Origin of the sequence: Streptomyces sp. M41, from assembly GCF_043673425.1 — a bacterium.
Taxonomy (GTDB): Bacteria; Actinomycetota; Actinomycetes; order Streptomycetales; family Streptomycetaceae; genus Streptomyces.
The window spans coordinates 57,403-81,249 of sequence record NZ_JBIMKE010000034.1 but is presented as its reverse complement, the minus strand read 5'-3'; the positions used below and the strand labels follow the sequence as shown (position 1 = coordinate 81,249).

General features: G+C 71.5%; 25 protein-coding genes. 13 read left to right on the top strand and 12 right to left on the bottom strand.

The features are described 5' to 3' along the window. Nucleotides 1-317: 317 nt before the first annotated feature. A complete protein-coding gene (locus ACHBTE_RS30805; protein WP_394728085.1) occupies nucleotides 318-704 on the top strand; it encodes a VOC family protein in 387 nt (128 codons plus the stop codon). A gap of 46 nt (nucleotides 705-750) precedes the next feature. After that, nucleotides 751-1,815, top strand: a complete 1,065-nt coding sequence (locus tag ACHBTE_RS30800; protein ID WP_394728083.1) for an adenosine deaminase — start codon at nucleotides 751-753, stop codon at nucleotides 1,813-1,815. On the opposite strand, the gene ACHBTE_RS30795 is transcribed toward ACHBTE_RS30800, so the two are convergent. After that, nucleotides 1,803-2,312: a DUF664 domain-containing protein gene (locus ACHBTE_RS30795; RefSeq protein WP_394728081.1), complete on the bottom strand. Its 510-nt coding sequence runs from the start codon at nucleotides 2,310-2,312 to the stop codon at nucleotides 1,803-1,805. The genes ACHBTE_RS30800 and ACHBTE_RS30795 overlap by 13 nt on opposite strands. A gap of 56 nt (nucleotides 2,313-2,368) precedes the next feature. After that, complete coding sequence (locus ACHBTE_RS30790; RefSeq protein ID WP_394728079.1) at nucleotides 2,369-3,277, bottom strand: LysR family transcriptional regulator; 909 nt, start codon at nucleotides 3,275-3,277, stop codon at nucleotides 2,369-2,371. A 142-nt stretch (nucleotides 3,278-3,419) separates the two neighbouring features. Here ACHBTE_RS30790 and mgrA point away from each other — a divergent pair, with 142 nt between their 5' ends. Beyond that, entirely contained in the window at nucleotides 3,420-4,412 is a 993-nt protein-coding gene (gene mgrA / locus ACHBTE_RS30785) for an L-glyceraldehyde 3-phosphate reductase (RefSeq protein WP_394728077.1), read from the top strand. Here the strand turns inward: mgrA and ACHBTE_RS30780 are convergent. Further along, entirely contained in the window at nucleotides 4,402-4,689 is a 288-nt protein-coding gene (locus ACHBTE_RS30780; protein ID WP_394728075.1) for a DUF1905 domain-containing protein, read from the bottom strand. The two genes, mgrA and ACHBTE_RS30780, sit on opposite strands and share 11 nt — an antisense overlap. A gap of 317 nt (nucleotides 4,690-5,006) precedes the next feature. Here ACHBTE_RS30780 and ACHBTE_RS30775 point away from each other — a divergent pair, with 317 nt between their 5' ends. From ACHBTE_RS30775 to ACHBTE_RS30760, 4 genes are all read left to right on the top strand, one after another. Then, entirely contained in the window at nucleotides 5,007-5,417 is a 411-nt protein-coding gene (locus tag ACHBTE_RS30775; RefSeq protein ID WP_394728073.1) for a hypothetical protein, read from the top strand. A 94-nt stretch (nucleotides 5,418-5,511) separates the two neighbouring features. Then, nucleotides 5,512-7,857, top strand: coding sequence for an FHA domain-containing protein (locus ACHBTE_RS30770; RefSeq protein WP_394728071.1), 2,346 nt, complete (start codon nucleotides 5,512-5,514; stop codon nucleotides 7,855-7,857). A 10-nt stretch (nucleotides 7,858-7,867) separates the two neighbouring features. Continuing rightward, nucleotides 7,868-8,461, top strand: a complete 594-nt coding sequence (locus ACHBTE_RS30765) for a hypothetical protein (protein ID WP_394728069.1) — start codon at nucleotides 7,868-7,870, stop codon at nucleotides 8,459-8,461. After that, nucleotides 8,451-9,449, top strand: a complete 999-nt coding sequence (locus ACHBTE_RS30760) for a serine/threonine-protein kinase (protein WP_394728067.1) — start codon at nucleotides 8,451-8,453, stop codon at nucleotides 9,447-9,449. The genes ACHBTE_RS30765 and ACHBTE_RS30760 overlap by 11 nt, the downstream gene beginning before the upstream one ends. A gap of 30 nt (nucleotides 9,450-9,479) precedes the next feature. Here the strand turns inward: ACHBTE_RS30760 and ACHBTE_RS30755 are convergent, their stop codons facing one another. Next, nucleotides 9,480-10,778, bottom strand: a complete 1,299-nt coding sequence (locus ACHBTE_RS30755; RefSeq protein ID WP_394728065.1) for a streptophobe family protein — start codon at nucleotides 10,776-10,778, stop codon at nucleotides 9,480-9,482. A 179-nt stretch (nucleotides 10,779-10,957) separates the two neighbouring features. Here ACHBTE_RS30755 and ACHBTE_RS30750 point away from each other — a divergent pair, with 179 nt between their 5' ends. From ACHBTE_RS30750 to ACHBTE_RS30740, 3 genes are all read left to right on the top strand, one after another. Next, nucleotides 10,958-12,166, top strand: a complete 1,209-nt coding sequence (locus ACHBTE_RS30750) for a DUF6777 domain-containing protein (RefSeq protein WP_394728063.1) — start codon at nucleotides 10,958-10,960, stop codon at nucleotides 12,164-12,166. A gap of 99 nt (nucleotides 12,167-12,265) precedes the next feature. After that, nucleotides 12,266-12,721 carry an ATP-binding protein gene (locus tag ACHBTE_RS30745; protein ID WP_394728061.1) on the top strand — a complete coding sequence of 152 codons (456 nt, stop codon included), beginning with the start codon at nucleotides 12,266-12,268 and terminating at the stop codon, nucleotides 12,719-12,721. 101 nt (nucleotides 12,722-12,822) lie between these two features. Then, nucleotides 12,823-13,275, top strand: coding sequence for a helix-turn-helix domain-containing protein (locus ACHBTE_RS30740; protein ID WP_394728059.1), 453 nt, complete (start codon nucleotides 12,823-12,825; stop codon nucleotides 13,273-13,275). A 22-nt stretch (nucleotides 13,276-13,297) separates the two neighbouring features. Here ACHBTE_RS30740 and ACHBTE_RS30735 read toward each other — a convergent pair whose 3' ends face one another. The 3 genes from ACHBTE_RS30735 to ACHBTE_RS30725 all read right to left on the bottom strand — a co-directional run bounded on the left by ACHBTE_RS30735 (nucleotide 13,298) and on the right by ACHBTE_RS30725 (nucleotide 15,837). Continuing rightward, entirely contained in the window at nucleotides 13,298-13,900 is a 603-nt protein-coding gene (locus tag ACHBTE_RS30735) for a ClpP family protease (RefSeq protein WP_394728057.1), read from the bottom strand. Continuing rightward, nucleotides 13,900-14,541: a ClpP family protease gene (locus ACHBTE_RS30730; RefSeq protein WP_394728055.1), complete on the bottom strand. Its 642-nt coding sequence runs from the start codon at nucleotides 14,539-14,541 to the stop codon at nucleotides 13,900-13,902. The genes ACHBTE_RS30735 and ACHBTE_RS30730 overlap by 1 nt, the downstream gene beginning before the upstream one ends. Nucleotides 14,542-14,628: 87 nt before the next feature. Beyond that, a complete protein-coding gene (locus ACHBTE_RS30725) occupies nucleotides 14,629-15,837 on the bottom strand; it encodes an epoxide hydrolase family protein (RefSeq protein WP_394728053.1) in 1,209 nt (402 codons plus the stop codon). 122 nt (nucleotides 15,838-15,959) lie between these two features. Between ACHBTE_RS30725 and ACHBTE_RS30720 the strand changes: the two genes are divergently transcribed. Beyond that, entirely contained in the window at nucleotides 15,960-16,442 is a 483-nt protein-coding gene (locus tag ACHBTE_RS30720) for a VOC family protein (protein ID WP_394728051.1), read from the top strand. A gap of 45 nt (nucleotides 16,443-16,487) precedes the next feature. On the opposite strand, the gene ACHBTE_RS30715 is transcribed toward ACHBTE_RS30720, so the two are convergent. The 5 genes from ACHBTE_RS30715 to ACHBTE_RS30695 all read right to left on the bottom strand — a co-directional run bounded on the left by ACHBTE_RS30715 (nucleotide 16,488) and on the right by ACHBTE_RS30695 (nucleotide 22,154). Then, nucleotides 16,488-17,396, bottom strand: a complete 909-nt coding sequence (locus ACHBTE_RS30715) for an SGNH/GDSL hydrolase family protein (protein ID WP_394728049.1) — start codon at nucleotides 17,394-17,396, stop codon at nucleotides 16,488-16,490. A gap of 126 nt (nucleotides 17,397-17,522) precedes the next feature. Continuing rightward, nucleotides 17,523-18,401 carry a geranyl diphosphate 2-C-methyltransferase gene (locus tag ACHBTE_RS30710; protein ID WP_394728047.1) on the bottom strand — a complete coding sequence of 293 codons (879 nt, stop codon included), beginning with the start codon at nucleotides 18,399-18,401 and terminating at the stop codon, nucleotides 17,523-17,525. Between the two features lie 50 nt (nucleotides 18,402-18,451). Next, on the bottom strand, nucleotides 18,452-19,498 hold the full coding sequence (locus tag ACHBTE_RS30705; protein WP_394728045.1) for a family 2 encapsulin nanocompartment cargo protein terpene cyclase: 1,047 nt from the start codon (nucleotides 19,496-19,498) through the stop codon (nucleotides 18,452-18,454). Nucleotides 19,499-19,514: 16 nt separating this feature from the next. Further along, complete coding sequence (locus tag ACHBTE_RS30700) at nucleotides 19,515-20,957, bottom strand: family 2B encapsulin nanocompartment shell protein (protein ID WP_394728043.1); 1,443 nt, start codon at nucleotides 20,955-20,957, stop codon at nucleotides 19,515-19,517. Between the two features lie 189 nt (nucleotides 20,958-21,146). Beyond that, nucleotides 21,147-22,154 carry a zinc-binding alcohol dehydrogenase family protein gene (locus ACHBTE_RS30695; RefSeq protein ID WP_394728089.1) on the bottom strand — a complete coding sequence of 336 codons (1,008 nt, stop codon included), beginning with the start codon at nucleotides 22,152-22,154 and terminating at the stop codon, nucleotides 21,147-21,149. Nucleotides 22,155-22,302: 148 nt separating this feature from the next. Between ACHBTE_RS30695 and ACHBTE_RS30690 the strand changes: the two genes are divergently transcribed. Then, nucleotides 22,303-23,106: a VOC family protein gene (locus ACHBTE_RS30690; RefSeq protein ID WP_394728041.1), complete on the top strand. Its 804-nt coding sequence runs from the start codon at nucleotides 22,303-22,305 to the stop codon at nucleotides 23,104-23,106. A 48-nt stretch (nucleotides 23,107-23,154) separates the two neighbouring features. Then, on the top strand, nucleotides 23,155-23,835 hold the full coding sequence (locus tag ACHBTE_RS30685) for a ribonuclease H (RefSeq protein WP_394728039.1): 681 nt from the start codon (nucleotides 23,155-23,157) through the stop codon (nucleotides 23,833-23,835). The last annotated feature ends 12 nt before the right edge of the window (nucleotides 23,836-23,847 follow it).

The window sequence follows — 23,847 nt, the reverse complement described above, 5'->3', positions numbered from 1 at the left end:
GACGAAGACCGCAGACGAGATCCTCGACAAAGTCGCCGCATACTGCCGACGAATCTCTGACTCAGGTCACTAGGGCCGGGTGACCAGCAAGGCATGCTGCGGGCGACCTGAGAACCGTGACTTGTGACCTGTGGCCGGTAACCGGTAACCGGTAACCGGCGACCGGCGAGCGCCCTGCGGGTGACCGACGAAGGCATCCCGCGGATGAAGTCCAAGGCGTCCCGCGGGCGACCGGCGACAGCGATCCGCAGATGACTGGCGCCTGCGACGTTTTACGTATAACCTCTCCCGTCAATCGCACCTCCCGGAAGGCCCCGATGAGACGCATCGCCCTGGTCACCCTCGTCGTCGACGACTACGACGAGGCGATCCGCTTCTACACCGAAGCCCTCGGCTTCCGGCTCGTCGAGGACGCCCCGCGCCCGGACGGCTCCCGCTGGGTCGTCGTGGCGGCCGACGACGGGGGCACCGCTCTGCTGCTGGCCCGGGCCAAGGACGACGAGCAGCGCGACCGGGTCGGCGACCAGACCGGCGGGCGCGTCGGGTTCTTCCTGCACACCGACGACTTCGCCCGCGATCACGCCCGCATGCTGGCCGCCGGCGTGACCTTCCTGGAAGAGCCGCGGCACGAACCGTACGGCTCGGTCGCCGTCTTCCAGGATCTGTACGGCAACCGCTGGGACCTGCTCCAGCCCTTCGGCTGACCCTCCCCCCGCTTTGAAACCGCTCCGCTGGACGAAAGACCACACCATGACCGCTACGCGCGTAGACGAAGAACTGATCCGCCGCCTCCCCAAGGCCGTCCTGCACGACCACCTCGACGGCGGCCTGCGCCCCGCCACCGTCGTGGAGCTGGCGGAAGCGGTCGGCCACACGCTGCCCACCACCGACCCGGACGAGCTCGCCGCCTGGTACTACGAGGCCGCCAACTCCGGCGACCTGGTCCGCTACATAGCCACCTTCGAGCACACCCTCGCCGTGATGCAGACCCGCGAGGGCCTGCTGCGCACGGCCGAGGAGTACGTCCTCGACCTCGCGGCCGACGGTGTCGTCTACGGCGAGGTGCGCTACGCCCCCGAGCTGAACACCAACGGCGGGCTGACCCTCGCCGAGGTCGTCGAGACCGTCCAGGAGGGCCTCGCGGCCGGCATGGCGAAGGCCGCCGCCGCCGGAACGCCGGTGCGCGTCGGGACCCTGCTCTGCGGCATGCGGATGTTCGACCGCGTGCGGGAGGCCGCCGACCTCGCGGTGGCCTTCCGCGACGCCGGGGTCGTCGGTTTCGACATCGCCGGCGCCGAGGACGGCTTCCCGCCCGCCGACCACCTCGACGCCTTCGAGCACCTGCGCCGCGAGAGCGTGCCGTTCACCATCCACGCCGGTGAGGCGCACGGCCTGCCCAGCATCCACCAGGCCCTCCAGGTCTGCGGCGCCCAGCGCATCGGGCACGGTGTGCGCATCACCGACGACATCGTGGACGGCAAGCTCGGCCGACTGGCCGGCTGGGTGCGCGACCGCCGTATCGCGCTGGAGATGTGCCCCACGTCCAACCTCCAGACGGGTGCCGCCACCTCGATCGCCGAGCACCCGATCACCGCGCTGAAGGAGCTCGGCTTCCGCGTCACCCTCAACACCGACAACCGTCTGGTGTCGGGGACGACGATGACCCGGGAGATGTCGCTGCTGGTCGAGCAGGCCGGCTGGACGGTCGAGGATCTGCGCACGGTCACGGTGAACGCCCTGAAGAGCGCGTTCATCCCGTTCGACGAGCGCAAGGCCCTGATCGAGGAGGTCGTGCTCCCGGGCTACGCGCTCTGAAGCAGCCCTCGCACATAGGCGGCCTGTCCGACGTGCTGAAGATCGTCGGACAGGACGCTGACCAGCCGCACACCCAGGCTGACCGGCGGGTCCCACCGCTCGTCCACGATGCGCTCCAGATCCTTGGCGGCCAGCCCGCGCAGGGCACCGAGGGTCTGGCTGTGCACGGCGTCGTGGTAGCCGGTGAGCAGGTCACCGGAGCCGACCCGCACCTTGGCGACCTTCGCGGCGGTGTGGCCGTAGCCGGTGTCGTGCCGCGGCAGGTCGAGACCGAAGGTCTTCTGGAAGTCCTGCGCCAGCCACACCTGGTCGAGCTCGAAGGCGTCGGCGATGTGGTCGTCCTGGACCCGGGTGAGGTGCCAGACCAGCCAGGCGACGGAGTTGGCGCCAGGGGAGGGGCGGGCGACCAGGTCATCGGGGCCGAGGCCCTCGACGGCGGCGTGGACCTCTTCCTGGATGCGGTTGAACCCGTCGATGAGGATGTCCTTGGCATGCATGCATCCACCTTCGCGCAAAGCGGTGCGGTCCGCCCTGCGCCCCTTGGTCCCTCGGGTCACCCGCCCGCCGCGCAGTCCTCTCCGCGTCCCGAGTCCAGCAGCGCCATCAGCGCCCGGGCCGCGGGGCTCGTCGCCTGCGCGGGGGGCAGCAGCGCGACGGTCTCGTAGACCGTCTCACCGGTGCCCTTCACGGGCAGCGCGGTCAGGGACCGCCGCTTGTGCCGGAAGTGGCGCGGGACGACCGCGATGCCGAGGCTCTCGTCCACCAGGTCCAGCAGGCTGTGCACGTCGTTCACCTCCAGGGCGACGGAGCGCCGGACGCCCGCCGCGGCGAACGCGGCATCGGTGGTGCGGCGCGGCCCCCAGTCCGGGTGGAAGTCGACGAAGACCTCCCCGCCCAGCTCCTCGGGGGTGACCGCGGCGCCGGCGGTGGCGAGCCGGTGGCTCGGATGGCACAGGACGGTCATCGGCTCACTGGTCAGCGGCACGGCCCGCAGCTGGTCGGTGTCCGCCTCGGCCGTCCGCACGACGAAGGCCAGGTCCAGGCGCCCGGCCGCGACCTCCTCCGTGAGCGCGCCGGCCCCCGCCTGCCGCAGACAGATCTCCACGTCCGGATGCCGGCGCCGGAAGGCCGCGAGCAGCCCCGCCACATGCACCCCGGCGATGCACTGCTCGGACCCGAGGGCCAGCATCCCGCGCAGCACGCCCTGCACCGCGGCCACCGCCTCATGGGCCGCCCTGACCTGCGCCAGGATGCGCTCGGCCTCGGTCAGCAGGGCCCGCCCGGCCGGGGTGAGCGTCACCCGGCGGGTCGTCCGCACGAACAGCGGGGTCTGCAGCTCCCGCTCCAGCGCCCGGATCGAGGCCGACAGGCCCGACTGGGACACCAGCAGGCGCTCCGCCGCCCGGGTGAAGTGCTGGTCCTCGGCGACGGCCACGAAATGCTGAAGATGGCGCAGTTCCATGATTGAGCAGCGTAGTCGCTGAATCTCATCTGATTTACCTGTTGGACCACTGCCCGCAGGTCACGGAAGAGTGGATACCGACCGCACTACGGTTCCGTTCGCCGGAGCCGTCCCTCGTGTGCCCACCCCTCTTGGAGTCGCGTTGTACACCGCACACCCCGACCGCTACGCGGACATGCCCTACCGGCGCACCGGACGCAGCGGCCTCAGGCTCCCGGCGCTGTCCCTCGGTCTGTGGCACAACTTCGGCCCGGACCGCACCGTCGAGACGCAGCGGGCCATCCTGCGCCGCGCCTTCGACCTCGGCATCACCCACTTCGACCTGGCCAACAACTACGGCCCGCCGCCCGGAGCCGCCGAGTCGGCGTTCGGCGAGGCGCTGACGGCGGACCTCGCGCCGTACCGCGACGAGCTGATCATCTCGACGAAGGCCGGGTATCTGATGTGGCCCGGCCCGTACGGCGAGTGGGGCTCGCGCAAGTACCTGCTGTCCTCGCTCGACCAGAGCCTGAAGCGGATGGGCCTGGACTACGTCGACATCTTCTACTCGCACCGCCCGGACCCGGACACTCCGCTGGAGGAGACGATGGGCGCCCTGCACTCGGCGGTGCAGCAGGGCAAGGCACTGTACGTCGGCGTCTCCAACTACTCCGCCGAGCAGACCCGCGAGGCCGCCCGCATCCTGGGCGAGCTGGGCACCCCGCTGCTCATCCACCAGCCGCGCTACTCGATGCTGGACCGGCGCCCCGAGGGCGAGGGTCTCCTCGACGCCCTGGACGAGCTCCAGGTCGGCTCCATCGTCTACTCCCCGCTGGAGCAGGGCGTGCTCACCGGTCGCTACCTCGACGGCATCCCGGAGAACTCGCGGGCGGCGAGCGACAGCCCGTTCCTGAACTCCGACGCGCTCACCGAGGACCTCGTGGCCAAGCTGCGGGCCCTCGACGACATCGCCAAGTCCCGTGGTCAGACCCTGGCCCAGCTGGCCCTGGCCTGGGTGCTGCGCGGCGGCCGGGTGACCTCGGCGCTGGTCGGTGCGAGCAGCGCGCGGCAGATCGAGGACAGCGTCGCCGCGATCGGCAACCTGGACTTCGACGCCGAGGAGCTGGCCCGGATCGACGCGGTGATCAAGGGCTGAGCCGTTCGAGCAGGTGAACGGTCACCCGGTCGCCCTCCTGCTTCCCGATGGCCTTGCGCACATCGGCCTTGACGGGGAGCTTGTGGGTGCCGTCTCCGAGGGCCATGAAGGAGCTCTGGAACGGATGTCCGTCGACGGTCCCGCGGATCTTGACCAGCCCGCGGGTACCGAAGAAATCGACGGACTCCGGCCAGACGACATAGGTCCAACCGCCTTTGCTCGGGCTCTTGCGCAGGACGGCGGTGAATTGCGCGTCCACTGTTCCACCTGCGGTCATGGTGTCCTCCGTTCGCGGCGCTCCGCACGCCTTTCACCGGTTCAGACCGCTGAGGGGGACGAAACTCATCGCTCAGGCCCCATCGAGGAAGACCGAGGCCGACGAGCCCGGCAGGCACCCGCCGTGTTTCGGCCAGCACCGGCTGTGAATATGCCAGGAGAGTGGCCGGAAAATCGTGGTGACAGTGTTTCAGTAGTGAACATACTCGTCTACGCGGGCGCTTCACTCGGGGCGACGGCGCCCTCACCCACCGCTCATGAGCCGCACGGAAAGCGAGGCGCACGCCCACGAGGCGAACGGCCAACGGGGGAGGCAGCATGCACGACGAGTTCCTGTGCCATGTCACCGCATACGGCGTCTGCGGCGGCCGGCGCATCGGGGTGCCGCTCGGAACCTATCGCGCGCCCACCCTGGCCCTCGCCCTGTGGTGGTTACGGGACCGTGCCTCCTGGATGGCCCAGCGACTGGACCCGCAGCCCGAAGCCGAGCACTTCCCGCCGAGCGCCCTCGTCCCGGTCGCCGGCACCGTGCCCGACGTGCCGGCCGTACTGCGCGCCTGGTGCGGTGACGTCGCCCAACAGGAGCTGGTGGCCGACGAGTTGGCGGCCGGGCGGCTGGTGCGGGTCGCCGTGAGCGACGACACCACGGAGTACGAACTGCTCGCCGAGTCGGTGGACGCCCTGCGCATGCAGCGCAACGCGCCGCCGCTGGTGATGCCGGTCGCCTGACCGTCCGTACCGAGCCGGCCGGGCCCGCCCGCGGTCGGCGGTGGGCGTCCGGTGCAAGCAGGCGTACATCAGGACAGATCGATAGAATCCTCGCATGGCGGAGCGACCGTTCGCACCGACTGCCCCCGTACTCGTCCTGGAGACTGAGTCGGGCTCCACCGTGATGACCCCGGGCCGTGACTACCACGTCGGACGCGACCCGCTGTGCGACGTCGTCCTCGACGACGCCCGCGTCTCCTGGCACCACGCGGTGCTGCGGCCCGACGCCGACCACTGGACCCTCCAGGACGAGAACAGCACGAACGGCACCTACACCGACGGCCACCGCGTCCACGAATGGGACGTCGGCCCCGGCACCGTCATCCGCTTCGGCAACCCCGCCGACGGGCCCCGCGCCGTGCTGCTGGACCGCCCCGCCCCCGCGCCCGCGCCGGAACGCCCCTCATCGGTGTCCATGCCCTCATTCACCGGCACCTTCCGGCAGCCCACCAACGTCCGCCCGCTGCCCGCCCGCACCGTCCGCATCGGCCGCGCCGCCGACAACGACCTGGTCATCGACGACCTGGTCGCCTCCCGCCACCACGCCGAGCTGCGCGCGCTGCCCGACGGGACCTACGAGATCGCCGACGTGGGCAGCCACAACGGCACCTACCTCAACGGCAGCGCGGTCACCCGTGCCCCGCTCGGACCCGGCGACATCGTCGGCATCGGGCACTCCGCGTTCTGCCTGGTCGGGGACCAGCTCCAGGAGTACGTCGACACCGGCGAGGTCTCCCTGGAGGTGCAGGACCTCGCGGTCGCCGTCGACCACGGCCGCAAGACCCTGCTGGACCACGTCTCCTTCCCGGTGGGGGAGAAGTGCCTGCTCGCCGTGGTCGGCCCGAGCGGCGCCGGCAAGTCCACGCTCCTCAACGCCCTCACCGGCCAGCGCCCCGCCGACCACGGCACCGTCCTCTACGACGGCCGCGACCTCTACCGCGACTACGCCGAGCTGCGCCAGCGCATCGGCCTCGTCCCGCAGGACGACATCCTGCACGCCCAACTCACCGTCCGCAGCGCCCTGTCCTACGCCGCCGAGCTGCGCTTCCCACAGGACACCGCCAAGGCCGAACGCCGGGCCAGGGTCGACGAGGTCATCCGTGAACTGGGCCTGGAGCAGCGCGCCGGGCAGCCCGTGCACAGCCTGTCCGGCGGACAGCGCAAGCGCGTCAGCGTCGCCCTGGAACTGCTGACCAAGCCGTCGCTGCTGTTCCTCGACGAACCGACCTCCGGCCTCGACCCCGGCATGGACCGCTCGGTGATGAACATGCTGCGCGGCCTCGCCGACGACGGCCGGACCGTCATCGTCGTCACCCACAGCGTGCTCAGCCTGGACATGTGCGACCGGCTGCTCGTCCTCGCCCCCGGCGGACGCATCGCCTACTACGGCCCGCCCGAGGAGGCCCTGCTTTTCTTCGGGTTCGCGCACTGGCCGGAGGCGTTCGAGGCCTTCGAACGCGATCAGGAACGGGACTGGGCGGGCGACTACCGGGGCTCGCTCCCGCACCGGCAGTACATCGCCGACGCCACAGCACAGCCCCGGCAGTTGCGCTCCGGCCCCGTCGTCATCACCCGGCCGCCCCGGCCACGCAGCAGACGTGCCCAGCTCGGCACGTTGATCCGCCGCTACGCGAGCGCGCTGGGCGCCGACCGCACCTTCCTCGCCATCATGATCGCCCTGCCGTTCGTGATGGGCGCCATGGCGCGCGCCCTGGCGGGCAGCAAGCTGACCCAGGAGACGGCGATGAACGCCCTGCTGATCCTGTGCGTCGGCGGCGTCCTCACCGGTGCCGCGAACGCGGTGCGCGAGCTGGTCAAGGAGCGCGTCATCTACCAGCGCGAACGCGCCGTCGGCCTGTCCAGATCGGCGTACTTGATGTCCAAGGTGGTGGTCCTCGGGACGATCACCGTGCTCCAGGCCGTCGTGCTGACCCTCGTCGCCCTGCTCGGCGTCGACCTCAACGCCCCGGGCGGCGATGGCGTGTTGATGCCGCCCCTTGTCGAAATCACCGTCGCCGTCGCCCTGCTGGCCTTCACCGCGATGATGCTCGGCCTGGTCGTCTCCGCGCTGGTGAGCAAGGAGGAGGTGACGATGCCGCTGCTGGTGCTGCTCGCCATCGTCCAGGTCGTCTTCTGCGGCGCCCTGCTCAAGCTGAACGGCGTCCCCGGACTGGAGCAGCTGTCCTGGCTGGTGCCCTCGCGATGGGCGCTCGGCGCGATGGCCGGCACCCTGGAGCTCTCCCGGATCGTGCCCGGCGACCTGACCGGCGATCCACTCTTCGAGCACTCGGCCGGTGTGTGGCTGTTCAACGTGGCCATGCTCGTCGTGCTCTCGGCCGCGTTCGGCTACGTCGTCTCCCGGCTGCTTCGCCGGCACGAACCCGTCGTGATGCGGAAATAGGCGCACTCCCATGGCCTCCCCCGGCTTCCGGCCCACCCACGTCGTCCCCCGGCACGGCATGCTCGCCTGGGAGACACCCGACCCCGCCCGGCCCACCGTGCCTCTCGACGCGTTCCTGCCGGTCCAGCTCGTCGAACAGCGGGGCGACTGGGCACACATCCTGTGCGCCAACGGCTGGTCGGCCTGGGTCGACGGCCGCTTCCTGGTCGCCGTGCCCCAGGACCCGCCCACCGCCGACGGCACCCCGCCGGCCCGCACCGCCGATCCCCGGCCGCTGCTCGCCCGGGCCGAGCGCGCGCTGTCGGGATACCGCTCGGCGGTCGAGGACCTGGCGTCCGGCGCCCTGGACGGCGAGTCCTTCCACACCCGCACCTCGGGCCTGCGGGTCGGGCTGGTCGTCGACGGGGAGTCCATGTGGCTGTACGACGCCGAGCACGCGCGGTGGGTGTACGCCGACGGCACCCGTCTGAGCACCTACGCCACGGACGACGGACCCGACGCCACCGCCGAGTCCGGCCAGGCGCCGACCGCCAAACCCGGGCCCGCCCCGGCCGCCGGGACCGGCCACGCCCCCACTCAGGTCGTGACGCCCGATGGCCCGTGACACGAGCCTCTTCTCGGGCCGGCCCTCCGAGCTGATCGGCCGGCAGGTCGCCGGCTACCGGATCGAGCGGGAGATCGGCCGCGGCGGCATGGCCGTGGTCTACCAGGCCCGGGACCTTCGCCTGGAGCGCACGGTCGCGCTGAAGCTCCTCGCCCCCGAACTCGCCCGCAACGACACCTTCCGCCGCCGCTTCACCCACGAGTCCCGCGCCGCCGCCTCGATCGACCACCCGCACATCGTGCCGGTCTTCGAAGCGGGCGAGACGGACGGTGTCCTGTACATCGCCATGCGCTATGTCTCCGGCAGCGACCTGCGGCATCTCCTGGACCGCCAGGGCCCGCTGACGCCCCCGACGGCCCTGCGCATCGCCGCGCAGGTCGCCTCCGCGCTGGACGCGGCGCACGAGCACGGGCTGGTCCACCGGGACGTGAAACCCGGCAACATCCTCGTCGCGCGTGGCACCGACAGCGACCACCCCGAGCACGTCTACCTCACCGACTTCGGCCTCACGAAGAAGTCGCTGTCGCTGACGGGCTTCACGACCGTCGGCCAGTTCGTCGGCACCCTGGACTACGTGGCCCCCGAGCAGATCTCGGGCAAGCCGGTCGACGCGCGCTGCGACGTCTACGGTTTCGCCTGCGTCGTCTACGAGTGCCTGGCGGGCCACCCGCCGTTCCGGCGTGACGACGACATGGCCCTGCTGTGGGCCCACCAGTACGCCGAACCGCCGCCCCTGACGGAGGCCCGCCCGGACCTCGCCCCGCCCGTCGACGCCGTGTTCGCCCGCGCGCTGGCCAAGAGCGCCGACGACCGCCACGACTCCTGCCTCGCCTTCGTCACCGACCTGCGCGCGGCCGTCGCGGGCGGTGCGGCGGCCGGACGCACGCCTACGCAGGTGGACCTCAGGGTCGTAGGACTGCCGAAGGAGTCGGACACGGACGCGCCGAAACCGCCGCCCCGCTGGGCCGAGCCGGTCTTCCGGCGGTGACGCCGGGCCCGCCCCTGTTTCGCCCGCCCGTCACGGCTCACCCGCGCGGGTGCCGACCTCGCCCGGGTGCCGCACCCGCCCGGCCAGCAAGCCGCCGAGGAACCCGGCGACCAGGCCCCACAGCAGTGCCAGACCGACGGCGGTCCACACCTGCGGCCGCAGGAACAGCTCCCCGCCCAGGCCCCCGCCGAGGTCGCCGATGCCGAGGACCGACAGCCCGAAGCGCGCCGACAGGCGCCCCACGAGGCAGATCATCAGCACCGTCAGCGCGAGGGCGACGGCCAGGTGCACGGCGTGCTGCCAGGCGCGCATCCGGGCCGGTGACCGTCTCGCCATCACGAACGCGGCGGCCAGCAGCAGCACCGCGTCGACGACGAGGAGCCACCACACCCTGCCGTCATGCTCGGCGAGGGTGCTCAGATTCAGCTCGGAGACCTGCGGACCGCGCAGCACCTCGTCGAGCAGCTGCGGCATCGGCAGCCCGAACGGGCCGTCCACCCGGCCGTCCCAGGTCGCGCCGAGACCGATCGTCAGGGCGAGCCACACCAGGTTCGGCATGCCGAGCAGGATCACCGCGAGGGTCTCGGCCGCGTGCCCGCGGGTCGCCGCGACGACCAGACCGACGACGACGCCCAGCACCACCCAGGCGAGCAGCAGCATCACCATGGCGTACGCGGCCGGCCGCACCGACTCCTGGAAGCGCAACAGCCCGGCCGGCAGCGGGGCCCCGCGGGAGACCAGCACGGCCAGCACCAGCACGCCCGCGAGCCACAGCAGGCCGAAGAAGACGGTCGCCGGGACATCCGTGGTGAAGCCCACCTTCGGCGAGATGCCGAACAGATCGCCGAGGTCGCCGAGGTCACCGAGGTCGTCCTCCCCGAAGTCGCTCAGGGACAGGGAGAAGGTCTGGCGGGCGGCGAAGGACAGCCCCAGGAGGGCGATGAGCCACAGGACGGCGATCCTGGCGGCCCAGCCGGCCAGCTCACCGGCGCCCGCGACCGCCCGATGGCGCAGTGGCCGCAGAAACCCGGCGGCCAGCACCAGCGCGCCGACGAGTGTGACGGACAGCGGGATCACGGTCAGCCCGATGTCGGACTCGGCCAGCTCCCCCGCGTTCCCCGAGAGCTCGATCGTGCCGCCGACCGCCGTGACCACCGTCGCCGCGACGACCCGGGGAAAGGCGTTGTCCGGCAGCCCCGTGGCCCCGGCCGCCCACAGCCCCAGCGCGGCCACCACCCCCATCGAGACCAACGCGGCCAGAACCGCGCCGACGGCCTGGATCCAGCCGTGCCGGGCCGCGGCCGGACGAGAGGGGGGCAGCTCGCTCACCCTGCCCACGCTAAGCAGCGCCTGTGCGGCGCGCCCGCCGAGTAGTCCGTCCGCGTCGGCTTGCGGGCGGCACGCAACCGGCGCACAGAATGGGAGCAACGCGCCAAAGCTGTGAAAAGCGTATGAAAGCGCCGTGAGAGTCCCGCGTCGCAGGGATCCCACGTCGGGAAGAAGGCCTCGTGAGCGTCGAACCTCCGTCGTCCGGCAGGCCCACAGGACCGCCCTCGGGTCCCCTGTCGGGTCCCTCCCAGCCTCCCTCCGGGCCGCCCTCGCAGCCCCCGGGCGAGCCCCCCGGCGGCAGCGGAGCGCAGCCACCAGGTCCCGAACCCCAGCGTCCCTGGTGGCGGTCCGTGCCCCGCATCGCCGCCATCACCGTCGTGGTGGTGGCCGCCGTGGTGGTCGCCGTCGTGCTGTCGCGCGGCGACGGCGGCGGCACCGGCAGCACGGCCGGGAACGGCGAGGTCTTCCTCCAGGCCGCGGGCAAGACCGGCCCCGACCCCTTCACCGAGTCCACGGCGACGGACAGCTCCGCCCCGCCCATCACCCCGTCCCCGACCACCGAGTCGGCGCCGACGAACACCGTGCGCGGCGTGAACGGCGGTGCGCCCGGCCTCTACGGTGGCACCCGCAACGTCGCCGCCTGCGACGTGGAGAAGCAGATCGAGTACCTCCAGGACGCCCCGGACAAGAACAGGGCCTTCGCCTCGGTCGTCCGCGTCGACGCCTCCGACGTGCCCGCCTATCTGCGCTCGCTCACCCCCGTGCAGCTGCGCATGGACACCCGGGTCACCAACCACGGCTACCGCGACGGCGCCGCCACCGAGTATCAGGCCGTCCTCCAGGCCGGTACGGCGGTCATGGTCGACAGCCGCGGGGTACCGCGGGTGCGCTGCGCGTGCGGCAACCCGCTGACACCGCCGGTCGCCCAGCAGGGCACGCTCCGGCTGACGGGTGACTCCTGGCCTTCGTACAGCTCATCGAACGTCGTGGTCGTCTCGCCCTCGAAGACGGTCGTCGAGGTCTTCGTCATCTACGACCCCGAGCGCAAGGAGTGGATCGCCCGCGAGCGCGGCGACGAGGGCCGCAAGGACAAGAAGACGGACCGGCCGGCCAAGCCCTCCCCGTCGGTGAGCACATCGACGCCGAAGCACCCTGATTCCCCGTCCACCTGCGCCACACCGCCACCCGGGTCCACCTGCCCGCCGACCTCGACGGCCCCCACCTCACCGCCCACGGATGAGCACACGACGGACGAACCCACGACCGACGAGCCCACCACGCAGCCGGAAACTCCCGAGACCTCGGAGTCCGAACCGGCGGACGGGGACACCACCACCACGTCACAATCGGAGTCCACCGTGAGCGAGCCGGGGTCGCCGTCGCTGTGACGTACGGCGCTGCCCGGGAGGGGACTGCGGCGCGCCCGGCTGGGTACGAGGACAGATGCAGCAGCGTCCGGCCGGAGCCGGCTTCCGAGAGAGACATGCATGATCGAGCACGTGGGCGGGGCAGTGATTCCGACTGGTTTCGACGTGCCCGTGGAACCGCTTCGGCGGGCGGCGCACTACACCGGCGAACCAGGGTGCATCGCCGAGGCGCGGTCCTTCGCCGCGCTGTTCCTCGGCAGGCTCAGGACCGAGTGGTGCGCCACGATCGACGAGGCCACCGAGGACAAGGTCCTCCTCGTGGTCAGTGAGCTGGTCACCAACGCCGACCGGCACAGCAACGGCCCGTACATCCTGGACCTGGAGGGCACGGACGACGCGGTCACCATCTGCGTCTACGACAGCAGCTCCGCCCTGCCCCGCCGCTTCCCCCGGGACCCCGAGCGGGTCGGCCGGCACGGCCTGGAGATAGTCCACGCCCTGGCGGCGGAGGTCTACGTGGAGCGGGTACCGGTCGGCAAGCGGGTACGTGCCGTCATGCGGTTCGGCGTCGGCTGAGAGACCCGGCAGGGCCGCCGCCGGGCCGCCCGAGCGGTGATTTCCCCCAGGGCGGAATTCCGTTCCCTTCCCACGAGCCCTGCGACTTCTACGCTGGTCGGGTGAGCGAACAAGCGACGAACCCGTCCCGCGTCATTGCCCTGCGCCCACCGGCCGCCCGCCCGTCGGCCCCGCCCCCGTCGGCCGCGCGCCCGGCAGCGATCCGCCCCGCGCCCGAGCGCCCCGCCGCCGCGTCCCCCGCTCCCAGGGAGCCCCTGTGGCGGGACCTGGTCGGCGACGTCCTGCGCCGCGAGCGCCTCGCCCAGGAGCGCACGCTCAAGGACGTGGCCGACGCCGCCCGGATCTCCATGCCGTACCTCTCCGAGGTCGAGCGGGGCCGCAAGGAAGCCTCCTCGGAGGTCCTCGCAGCCGCCGCCCAGGCCCTGGGCCTCCGCCTCGGCGACCTGCTGACGCTGGCCCAGGGCGAGCTGGTCCGGCTCAGCAGCCGCCGGGTGCCCACCGGCAGCCGCGGCCGGACGGGATCGCCGTACGACGGACTGTGCCTGGCCGCCTGAGGGCAGGTCCTCAGCCGGCGCCTCAGACCTCCACGAGGCGCCGGCTCAGCACCTCGTCCGCGAGGCCGTAGGCCACCGCCTCCTCGGCGGTGAACACCTTGTCGCGGTCCATGTCCGCGCGCAGCGCCGTGATGTCGTGGTGCGTGTGCCGGGCCAGCACCTCCTCCACCTGCGAGCGGATGCGGACCATCTCCTGCGCCTGGAGGGCGAGATCGGAGATCATGCCGCGGCTGCCGCCGGACGCGGGCTGACCCAGCAGCACACGCGCGTGCTCCAGCACGAACCGCCGCCCGGGATCGCCACCGGCCAGCAGCACGGCCGCCGTGGACGCCGCCTGCCCGACACAGCACGTGGAGATCGGCGCCCGCACGTACGACATCGTGTCGTAGATCGCCATCAGTGAGGTGAACGAGCCACCGGGCGAGTTGATGTAGATCGAGATCTCGGTCTCCGGGGCCGACGACTCCAGATGGAGCAGTTGCGCGATGACGACGTTGGCGACGCCGTCGTCGATCTCGGAGCCGAGAAAGATGATCCGCTCGTTGAGCAGCCGGCTGAACACGTCGTACGACCGCTCGCCCCCCGGCGTGCGCTCGACCACGTTCGGAATCGTGTACGTCCCCATCACTGAAGCCCCATCCTGCGTCGCGCCGTAGCCGGGCGGACGTCCGTGAGGGACTCCACGACCCGGTCCACCATGCCGTACTCCCTGGCCTCCTCGGCCGTGAACCAGCGGTCCCGGTCGCCGTCACGGGAGACGGTCTCCGGAGTCTGACCGGTGTGCTCCGCCGTGATCCGCTCGATCGTCCGCTTGGTGAACTCCAGGTTCTCCGCCTGGATCTCGATGTCCGCGGTGGTGCCGCCGATGCCGGCAGAGGGCTGATGCATCATGATCCGCGCGTTCGGCAGCGCGAACCGTTTGCCCCGGGTGCCGACGCTCAGCAGGAACTGGCCCATGCTCGCCGCGAAACCCATCGCGAGCGTCGCGACGTCGTTCGGGATCAGCCGCATCGTGTCGTAGATGGCCAGTCCGGCGTGGACCGACCCGCCCGGGCTGTTGATGTACAGGCTGATGTCGGTGCGCGGATCCTCCGCCGACAGCAGCAGGAGCTGGGCGCAGACCCGGTTGGCGGAGGCCTCGGTGACCTCGGTGCCGAGGAACACGATGCGCTGCCCGAGCAGTTGGGCGGCGAGATGGTCGTCGAACCGCGTCGGTGGTGCGTCGCCCTCCTCGGCACGGGGGGCGAGTGCGGAAAGTGGAGTCATCGGATCTCCTCGTGGTGATGGGGATGCCGTCGACTCCACTGTCGACCGGGGAAGCCGCCGCGGGCCGGTTCTTCTGCCTGTGGCAGATCAGCTGACGGCAGAGCGTTCCCGCAGCTCCCGGAAGAACGCCCGCACATCACCGGCCAGCAGCTCCGGCTCCTCCATCGCCGCGAAGTGCCCGCCCCGGTCGAACTCCGTCCACCGCACGAGGTTCTCGGTCCGCTCGGCCTTGTGCCGCAGTGGGATCTGCGGTTCGGCCGGGAAGAGGGCGAGCGCGGTCGGCGCGGTGGACGGCTCCGCGGGCTGCGCGACCCGGCCCGTGGCGTGAGCCCGCTCGTAGTAGATGCGGGAGGAGGAACCGGCGGTCCCGGTCAGCCAGTACAGCATCACGTTGGTGAGCATCCGGTCCCGGTCGATCGCCTCCTCGGGGAGGTCCTTCGAGTCCGTCCACTCACGGAACTTCTCCACGATCCAGGCCAGTTGGCCCACCGGCGAGTCCGCGAGCGCGTAGGCCAGGGTCTGGGGCCTGGTGGCCTGAAGGTGGTAGTAGCCGATCCCGTCGCGGGAGAACGCCGCCCAGCGCCGCCAGGAGGTCAGCGCCCGCTCCCTCTCCCGCGGGCTCAGCCGCGCCAGGTCGTCCGGGGTCGGCTCGCGGGTCGCCTGGGCACCCGGCAGCAGATTGAGATGGACGCCGATCACCCGCTCGGGGTGGGCCCGGCCCAGCTCACGGGTGATCGCCGCGCCCCAGTCGCCGCCCTGTGCGCCGAACCGGTCGTAGCCCAGCCGGCGCATCAGCTCGGCCCAGGCGTCGGCGATCCGGCCCGCCTCCCAGCCGGGCTCCGTGGTCGGCCCGGACAGCCCGAACCCCGGGATGCTCGGCACCACCACGTGGAAGGCGTCGGGCGGGTCGCCGCCGTGTGCGGCCGGGTCGGTCAGCGGCCCGACGACATCGAGGAACTCCACGATCGAACCCGGCCAGCCGTGCGTGACGATCAGCGCGGTGGCGTCCGGTTCGGGGGAGCGGACGTGGGCGAAGTGGACGTTCGCCCCGTCGATCGTGGTGGTGAACTGCGGCCACTCGTTCAGCCGCGCCTCGGCCGCCCGCCAGTCGTACGCGTGCCGCCAGTGCCGGACGAGGTCGCGCAGATAGTCGGTGGGCACCCCGTACGCCCATCCCGTGCCGGGGATCTCGTCGGGCCAGCGGGTGCGGTCGAGGCGGTCGTGGAGATCGTCGAGGTCGCTCTGCGGGATGTCGAGGCGGAAGGGCCGGATGCTGTCCGTGGGCGATGACGTCATGCCCGGATGCTAGTTCGCGCCGGTGTACGGCCACCTGGGTGAGCGGGCGTCCCGACCGATGAGTTTCGTGGCGTGCCCCGGTCGACACTCCTGACAGCGCCACCACGCTCCAGGAGGTACTCATGGCAACCGACGGCTTCACCACGTGTCTCTGGTTCGACGGCCAGGCGGAGGACGCCGCCCATTTCTACGTCTCGATCTTCAAGAACTCCAGCGTCGGCAAGGTCGCCCGCTATCCGGAGGGCGCGCTCCAGCCGGCCGGCGGTGTGATGACCGTCGAGTTCACGGCCAACGGCCACAAATTCCTCGGTCTCAACGGCGGCCCCCAGTTCAAGTTCACCGAGGCGGCCTCCTTCATGATCTTCTGTGAGAACCAGGAGGAGATCGACTACTACTGGGCCAAGCTGACCGAGGGCGGTGGCGAGCCCGGCCCCTGCGGCTGGCTCAAGGACCGGTACGGCGTGTCCTGGCAGGTCGTCCCGGACCGGCTCGACGACATGGTCACCGACCCGGACCCGGCGAAGGCGGCCCGGGTCACCGAGGCGTTCATGGCGATGGGCAAGTTCGACATCGCCGCACTGGAGAGGGCCTACGCGGGGGAGTGACCCCGTCCGCTCACGGGGTGCGACTGCCCGAGGGCGCCCGCCCGCCTACCGGTTCGCGCGGATCACCCGGGAGACCTCCAGGGCGATCCGCTGGATCCCGGGGGAGCGGACCGGGCAGGGCTTCGGCTTCGAGGTCGTGGGCGCCAGACAGAAGTGCAGGGGGTCGTCGTCGCGATGCAGGGCCGTGCGCTCACGGCCGGGCTGGGTGCAGTACGCACCGTGCTCGCGCTCGTACGCCGTGCACGGCAGGTACTGGACCCAGGAGTAGCGGGCCCCGGCCGCACTCAGCGCCTTGCCCGCGTCGGCCACCAGCGCACCCGAGGACGCGGCCTGTTCGGCGTAGAGGGCGTTGACACGCCGGACCCGGTCGGGCGTGATCGGGTCCGGGCCCTGGAGCACCCAGACGATCCGGGTGTCGCCCGCCGCGGCGATCTGGTCGGCGAGCCGCCGCATGTCGGCCGCGTACCGCTCGAAGTACTCGGCCGGGGCGGCGTCATGGGTGATGCCGTCCATGCACGGCGTGTAGCCCCACGCATTGCCCCAGAACTGGAGCACCACGAAGTCCGGCCGCAGCCGGCGCACCAGCGCGGCGGCCTTGTCCGCGACCGGTACCAGCGAGCGCTCGCCCGTGCCCTCGAGGTAGTCGCACAGCGTGGTCCCCGAATAGGGGGCGCTCGTGTACCGCGCCCGCACCGCGCGGCGCAGCTCCCGGCCCAGGACCTCCTGGGCCTCCATGGCGAGCGAGTCGCCCAGGTACAGCACGGTCGGCGCCTGCCCGGAAGCGGGCGGGGCGGGGGCCGCGGAGCTCGGTGAGGCGGGCGCCCGCTGCTGTGTCGTGGCCGACCCCCGAGGCACCTCGGGCGGCGGGCCGGCCTCGGGCCCCGACGCCGGGTCCCCGCACGCGCCGAGCAGCACGGCGGCCAGCACCACCCCCACGAACCACGGCTTCCGCATACGGCGACTCCTGCCCCGGACACCGAAACGGCTCTCAGGCAAGCACAGCGGGGCCGTGGGGGGAAGACCCGTGTCGGCCACGGAACTCCCGTGACCGACAACGGATCTGACGTCCCCTCAACTTACTCAGACACGGTCGGCCGCGATCAGCAGATACTGGAAGCTGCCGTTGCGGTAGGCGTTCAGGAACGTGTCCTCGATGCCCGTCACCAGGTGGTCGGCCTCCCGGCGCAACTCCCAGTAGGGGATGGTCGCCTCGGTCAGGTCCTGCACATGGACCGGGACCAGCCGGTTGCGGGCCATGGCGCGGAAGTACGCCGAGCGCGGGTGGATGTCGCAGATGTAGTGGGCGTTGATCAGGGACACCTCGCGGGAGGCCCGCCCATAGGTGTCGTTGTAGCAGCCGGTGACGGTGACGTACCGGCCGCCGCGGCGCAGCAGCCGGGCGTGCTCGGCGAACAGCAGGTCGAGCTCGACGTACATGGTGGACTCGTTGTTCCACGAGGCGGCGAACGCCCCGGACGGCAGACCGGTGTCGAGCATGTTGCGGCAGTGGTAGCGCACCCGGTCGTCGATGCCGCGCTTGCGGGCCTGTTCATTGGCGAACTCGGCCTGCTTGGCGGAGAGGGTGACTCCGTCGGCCTCGCAGCCGTACCGCAGATGCGCCACGACGCTGCCGCCCCCGCGTCCGCACCCGGCGTCGAAGACCCGGTCGTCCGACGTCAGCGGGCCGAGCCGGTCGGCGAGCAGTTCGGCCTGGGCGTGCTCCAGCCGGTGCAGTTCGGCGGTGATGCGCTCCCGGCGCCGGACGGGGTCCGGTTCGTCCAGCACGGAGCGGTCGGCCTCGCCGATGCCGTAGTGATGGTGGTACAGATCGTCGATCTTTCCGAGTTCGAGGTTGACCGGGTTCTCCTCGGCGTTCCAGTAGTCCGCGACGCGGGTCTGGTACGTGGACTGGGACGGCACCGGGGCGGTGGTGGTGCCGGCTTCGGGGGCGATGGTCAACGGTGACTCCTCGTGCTGATTGCTGTGACGCTGCGTCATTCGATCGCGCTCTACCAGTAGTTGGGCAGGTGGTAACGGTGGCTGTTGGTGGCGTGCCACTCGTGATTGCCGGCCACCCAGTCGGACAGGCTCCGGGCGTAGCGTTCGACGAGGGGCGAGGTGGCGGAGAGCAGGGCGGACTCCTCCTCGAAGGCCTCCATGATCCGGTTGTGGATCTCCACGGCCCTGAGATAGGCGGCCTTCAGCCCGCACCGCTCGTTGGCCGCGATGACCTGCGGAAGATTGAGGTGGGTCGGATCGCTCGCCAGCTCCTTGGTGAAGGAGTACAGGTCGTTGACGATCGTGGTCGCATTGCAGGCGAGGGCCGTGATCCGCTGGATCTCGGGCCGGGCGTAGACCGCCTCGGGCAGTTCGTAGCCGTCCACGGCGTCCACGATCGACAGACACGGACGGAAGTTGTTGAACTGCCGCATCACCAGGTACTCCCACACCCGCGGCACATGGCGGGTCTCCGCCCAGGCGGCCTCGGCGAGATAGCCCAGGTGCAGGCGGGCGATGTCGTGCACGAAACGGTCTGTCTGGCTGGGCGTGGCGAACCCGGCGTAGTCCGCGAGGGCGAAGTGGTACGAGCGCAGCGGACCGTCGGCCCGCACCCCCTCGCGCCACTCCTCCTCCAGCTCGGGAATGCCGTGGTACGGGTCGATCGCCGACTGGGCCATGACGAGCCGGCCCCCGAGACCCCGGCGGGCACCGCCGCGGCCCTCGTCCTCCTCGCAGTAGCAGGAGTCGACGACGTTCTCGGCGAGCAGCAACTCACCGGCCACCGTCAGCCGTTCCAGATCGACCGCCTCCGGATGCTGGAGCACCACGGCCCGGCCGAACTGGAACCCCGAGAAGTCGCCCTTCCACGCCTCGGGGAACAGATCGAGCCGCCTGGCCCACTCCTCCAGCCTGCGGTCGACCTCCGCTGCCTTCACGGGGTCGGCCGGGGCGACCTGCCGGTACCGAAGCCCCGGAATCGCTCCGCCGCGCCGGGTGTTCAAGGCGCCCGCCATGCTCGGCGGACCCGGCAGGGTGAAGGCGGACGACGTGGTCATGACGTGCTCCCAGCGGTCACTCGGCCGTCCGGCCGATCTGGGCGTTCTCGAGGATCCCGACCGCGTCGGGCACGAGGATCGCCATCGAGTAGTAGGCCGTGACGAGATAGCGGATGATCGAATTGCCGTCGATACCCATGAACCGCACGTTCAGACCCGGCTGGTACTCCTCCGGGATGCCGGTCTGGTACAGCCCGATCGCGCCCTGGTCGCCCTCTCCGGTGCGCAGCGCGATGATGCTGCTGGTGTGCTGATGGCTGATCGGGATCTTGTTGCAGGGGAAGATCGGCACCCCGCGCCAGGCGGGGATCTCGTGCCCCTCGACGGTCGCCGTGCCCGGCACCAGACCGCGCCGGTTGCACTGCCGGAAGAACGCCGCGATGGCCTTCGGATGGGCGAGGAACAGCTTGGTCTTGCGCCGCATCGACAGCAGCTCGTCCATGTCGTCCGGGGTGGGCGGCCCGGTGAACGTGCTGATGCGCTGCCCGTAGTCGGCGTTGTGCAGCAGCCCGAACTCCCGGTTGTTGACCAGCTCCCACTCCTGGCGCTCGCGGATCTCCTCGACGGTCAGCCGGAGCTGCTGCTCGGTCTGGTCCATCGGGTTGTTGTAGAGGTCGGCGACCCGGGTGTGCACCCGCAGCACGGTCTGCGTCAGCGACAACTCGTACTCGCGCGGGGCGAGTTCGTAGTCCACGAAGCCGCCGTCGATGGTCGGCTCGCCGACATGGCCCGCCTGCACCGGGACGTGGGCCTCGCCCTTGCGGTTCATGGGCAAGCTCTGGCGGGCGGCGTACGCCTCCAGATGCGCCGCGAGGGACGGCACCCGGTCGGTGAACTCCTCGACCACGCTCCACGGCAGCACCAGCAGCACGCCGGCCGTCTCCGCCCGGACCGAGCTCAGCCACAGCGGGTCGTCCCGGCCGATCGCCTCGTCGCCCATCTGGTCGCCGTCGGTGACGACACCGAGGACCTCCTCCTCGCCGTACTTGCCTTCCGTGAAGCGGGTGAAACGGCCGTGCACGACGAGGTACGCCTCCGTGACCGGCTGCCCGGCCTCGACGAGCACCTGGCCGGCCCGGATCTCCCGGACCCGGAAACGCCCGGCGATCTCCCGCAGCACGTCGGTGTCGCCATAGCCCCGCAGCACCGGAAGCTCGGTGAGAGTCTCGGGGACGACCTTGATGTCGTAGGCCCCGTTCTGGTCGAACTGCACCCGGCCCCGGCCCACGCGCAGCTGGAGCCGGCGGTTGACCCGGTATGTGCCGCCCTTCACGTCCACCCAGGGCAGCATCCGCAGCAGCCAGCGCGAGCTGATGGCCTGCATCTGGGGTTCGGACTTGGTGGTGGTGGCGAGCTGCCGGGCCGCCTGGGTGCTGAGGCTGGTGAGCTGGGCGTCGGACGGGGGTTCGGGATCGGGTTCGTCGATGGCGGGACCGGTGGCACTGTCCGGTGTGGACACATTCCCTCCAGGGAGGTGAGCTGGCTGGCCATGCGCGGGTACAGCCAAACAGCCGCCGTGGCACCTTGATCAGGGCGTGAAGGGGGCGGCTTCGGACCCTGGAGGTGCAAACCTGCCGGATGAGGCAGTAGGCACAACGTGGGTGCTCCCGCTCCCCTCCCGTGCCCCCGTACGCTGGTGTGACGGCGTTCAGGACAGATCGTTCACGAGCACCGCGGCCCCGTCGAAGCGGCCCGCCTTCAGATCCCGCAATGCCACATCGGCCCGCGACAGCGGATAGGCGTGCGTCGTGGCCCGTACGCCGTGACCTGCGGCGAGAGCCAGGAACTCACGGCCGTCCTCGCGCGTGTTGGAGGTGACGCTGCGCAGCTGCTTCTCGTAGAAGAGCTCGCTCTCGTACCGCAGGGCCGGGACGTCGCCGAGGTGGATCCCGGCGATCGCCAGTGTGCCGCCCCGGTCGAGGGCCCGCAGCGCCACCGGGACCAGATCGCCGGCCGGCGCGAACAGGATCGCGCTGTCCAGCGGCTCCGGCGGCGGCTCGTAGGCGTCCCGCGCCGAGGCGGCGCCCAGTGCGAGCGCCAGCGTCCGGGCCGCCGCGCCTCGCGTCAGCACATGCACGGTGGCCCCCTTGGCGAGCGCCACCTGCGCGCACAGATGGGCGCTGCCCCCGAAGCCGTACAGCCCGAGCCGCCCGCCCGCCGGGAGCGCCGCCCGCCGCAGCGCCCGATGGCCGATGATCCCGGCGCACAGCAGGGGCGCGAGCGCCACGTCGTCCAGGCCGTCCGGCAGCCGGTAGGCATACGCGGCCGGTACCGTCGTGTACTGCGCGTAACCGCCGTCGGCGTCCCAGCCGGTGTACCGCGAGGCCGGGCACAGGTTCTCGGCGCCGCGCGCACAGTACGCGCAGGTGCCGTCGGTGCGCCGCAGCCAGGCGATCCCCACCCGCTCCCCGCCCGTGAAACCGCGCACCCCGTCACCGAACCCGGCCACCTCGCCGACCACTTCGTGCCCGGGCGTGACCCCGGGCCGGCGCACCGGGAGATCTCCCTCGGTGACATGCAGGTCCGTGCGGCACACCCCGCACGCACGCACCCTCACCAGCAGCTCGTCCTCGCCCGGCACCGGAACCGGCTGCTCCACCAGCCGCAGCGCCCCGGCCTCGACCGGCCCCGGCTCCGGCACCGACCACGCGTGCATCGTCCCGTCGGCCATGGGGCGCCCCTTCGTCGACCGGCCGCCGTCTGCCTCCAGTGTGGAGGGCAGCGGCCGTTCGGCGCGCGCCCGGACCAGGGGATGACTAGCGTGAGAATCCGGACGATGCAGCTATCCCGGAGAGGGCCGAGCCATGGCCGTGCAACCCGAAGGAACCCCCGTCTGGGCCGACGCGATGTTCGGCGACCTGGAGGGAGCCAAGAGCTTCTACGGCGACGTCCTGGGCTGGACCTTCGGCGAGCAGTCGTCGGAGTACGGCAACTACACCCAGGCCTACGCGAACGGCAAGGCCGCCGCAGCGGTCGTCCCGCCCATGCCCGGCCAGGAGGGCATGTCGCAGTGGTGCCTGTATCTCGCCTCGCCCGACGCCGCCGCCACCGCCGCGAAGATCCGGGACAACGGCGGCGAGATCCTCATGGAGCCCATGGCCGTCGGCGAGTTCGGCAGCATGTGCCTGGCCCGTGACCCCGGCGGTGTCGTCTTCGGCGTGTGGCAGGCCGGCACCCACGAGGGCTTCGAGACGGCCATGGACGACCACGGCGCCCTGTGCTGGTCGGAGATCTTCACCCGCGAGCCCGGGAAGTCCGACACCTTCTTCCCCGCCGTGTTTGGCTACGGACAACAGCAGATGGAGGACGGCGATGTCGACTTCCGTCTCTACACCCTCGGCAAGGACACCATGACCCTGGGCCGGATGAAGATGACCGACGACTTCCCGCCCGAGGTCCCGCCGTACATCAACGTCTACTTCAGCGTCCTCGACTGCGACGAGGCAATCGCCAAGGCGACCAAGCTCGGCGGTGTGCTCCGGTTCGGCCCGATGACCAGCCCCTTCGGCCGCTACGCCGCCCTGAGCGACCCGCAGGGCGCGAACTTCTCGGTGATCGACACCAGCACCACCGAGGGCGACATGCCCAAGATCAGCGACGTCTCCTGAACCGGCTCCACGGCCGGGCGCCCGGCCCGCCCATGGCATGATCGGCACATGCTTGAACGTGTAGTGGCCGCGTGCGACGGGGCTTCGAAGGGAAACCCCGGCCCGGCGGGCTGGGCCTGGGTCGTCGCCGACGAGAAGGAGACCCCGGACCGCTGGGAGGCCGGCCCGCTCGGCCGCGCCACCAACAACGTCGCGGAGCTGACCGCGCTGGAGCGCCTGCTCACGGCGACCGACCCCGGCGTGGCGCTGGAGATCCGGATGGACTCGCAGTACGCCATGAAGGCCGTCACCACCTGGCTGCCCGGCTGGAAGCGCAACGGCTGGAAGACGTCCGCCGGCAAACCGGTCGCCAACCAGGACCTGGTCGTGCGCATCGACGAACTGCTCGCCGGCCGCACGGTCGAGTTCCGCTACGTCCCCGCCCACCAGGTCGACGGCGACCCGCTGAACGACTTCGCCGACCGCGCCGCCAGCCAGGCCGCCACCGTCCAGGAGCCCGCGGGCAGCGGCCTCGGCTCGCCCGAGCCCCCGCCCTCCCCGGACACCCCCTCGGCCAAGGCCCCGCGCCGCAAGTCCGCGCCCGCCCGGAAGAACGGCGCCTCCTCGCGCACCATCAAGGCCAAGTTCCCCGGCCGCTGCGTCTGCGGCCGGGGCTACGCCGCGGGTGAGCCCATCGCCAAGAACACGCAGGGCTGGGGCCACCCCGAGTGCCGCACGGCGCAGGTCTGACCGGCGGACGGG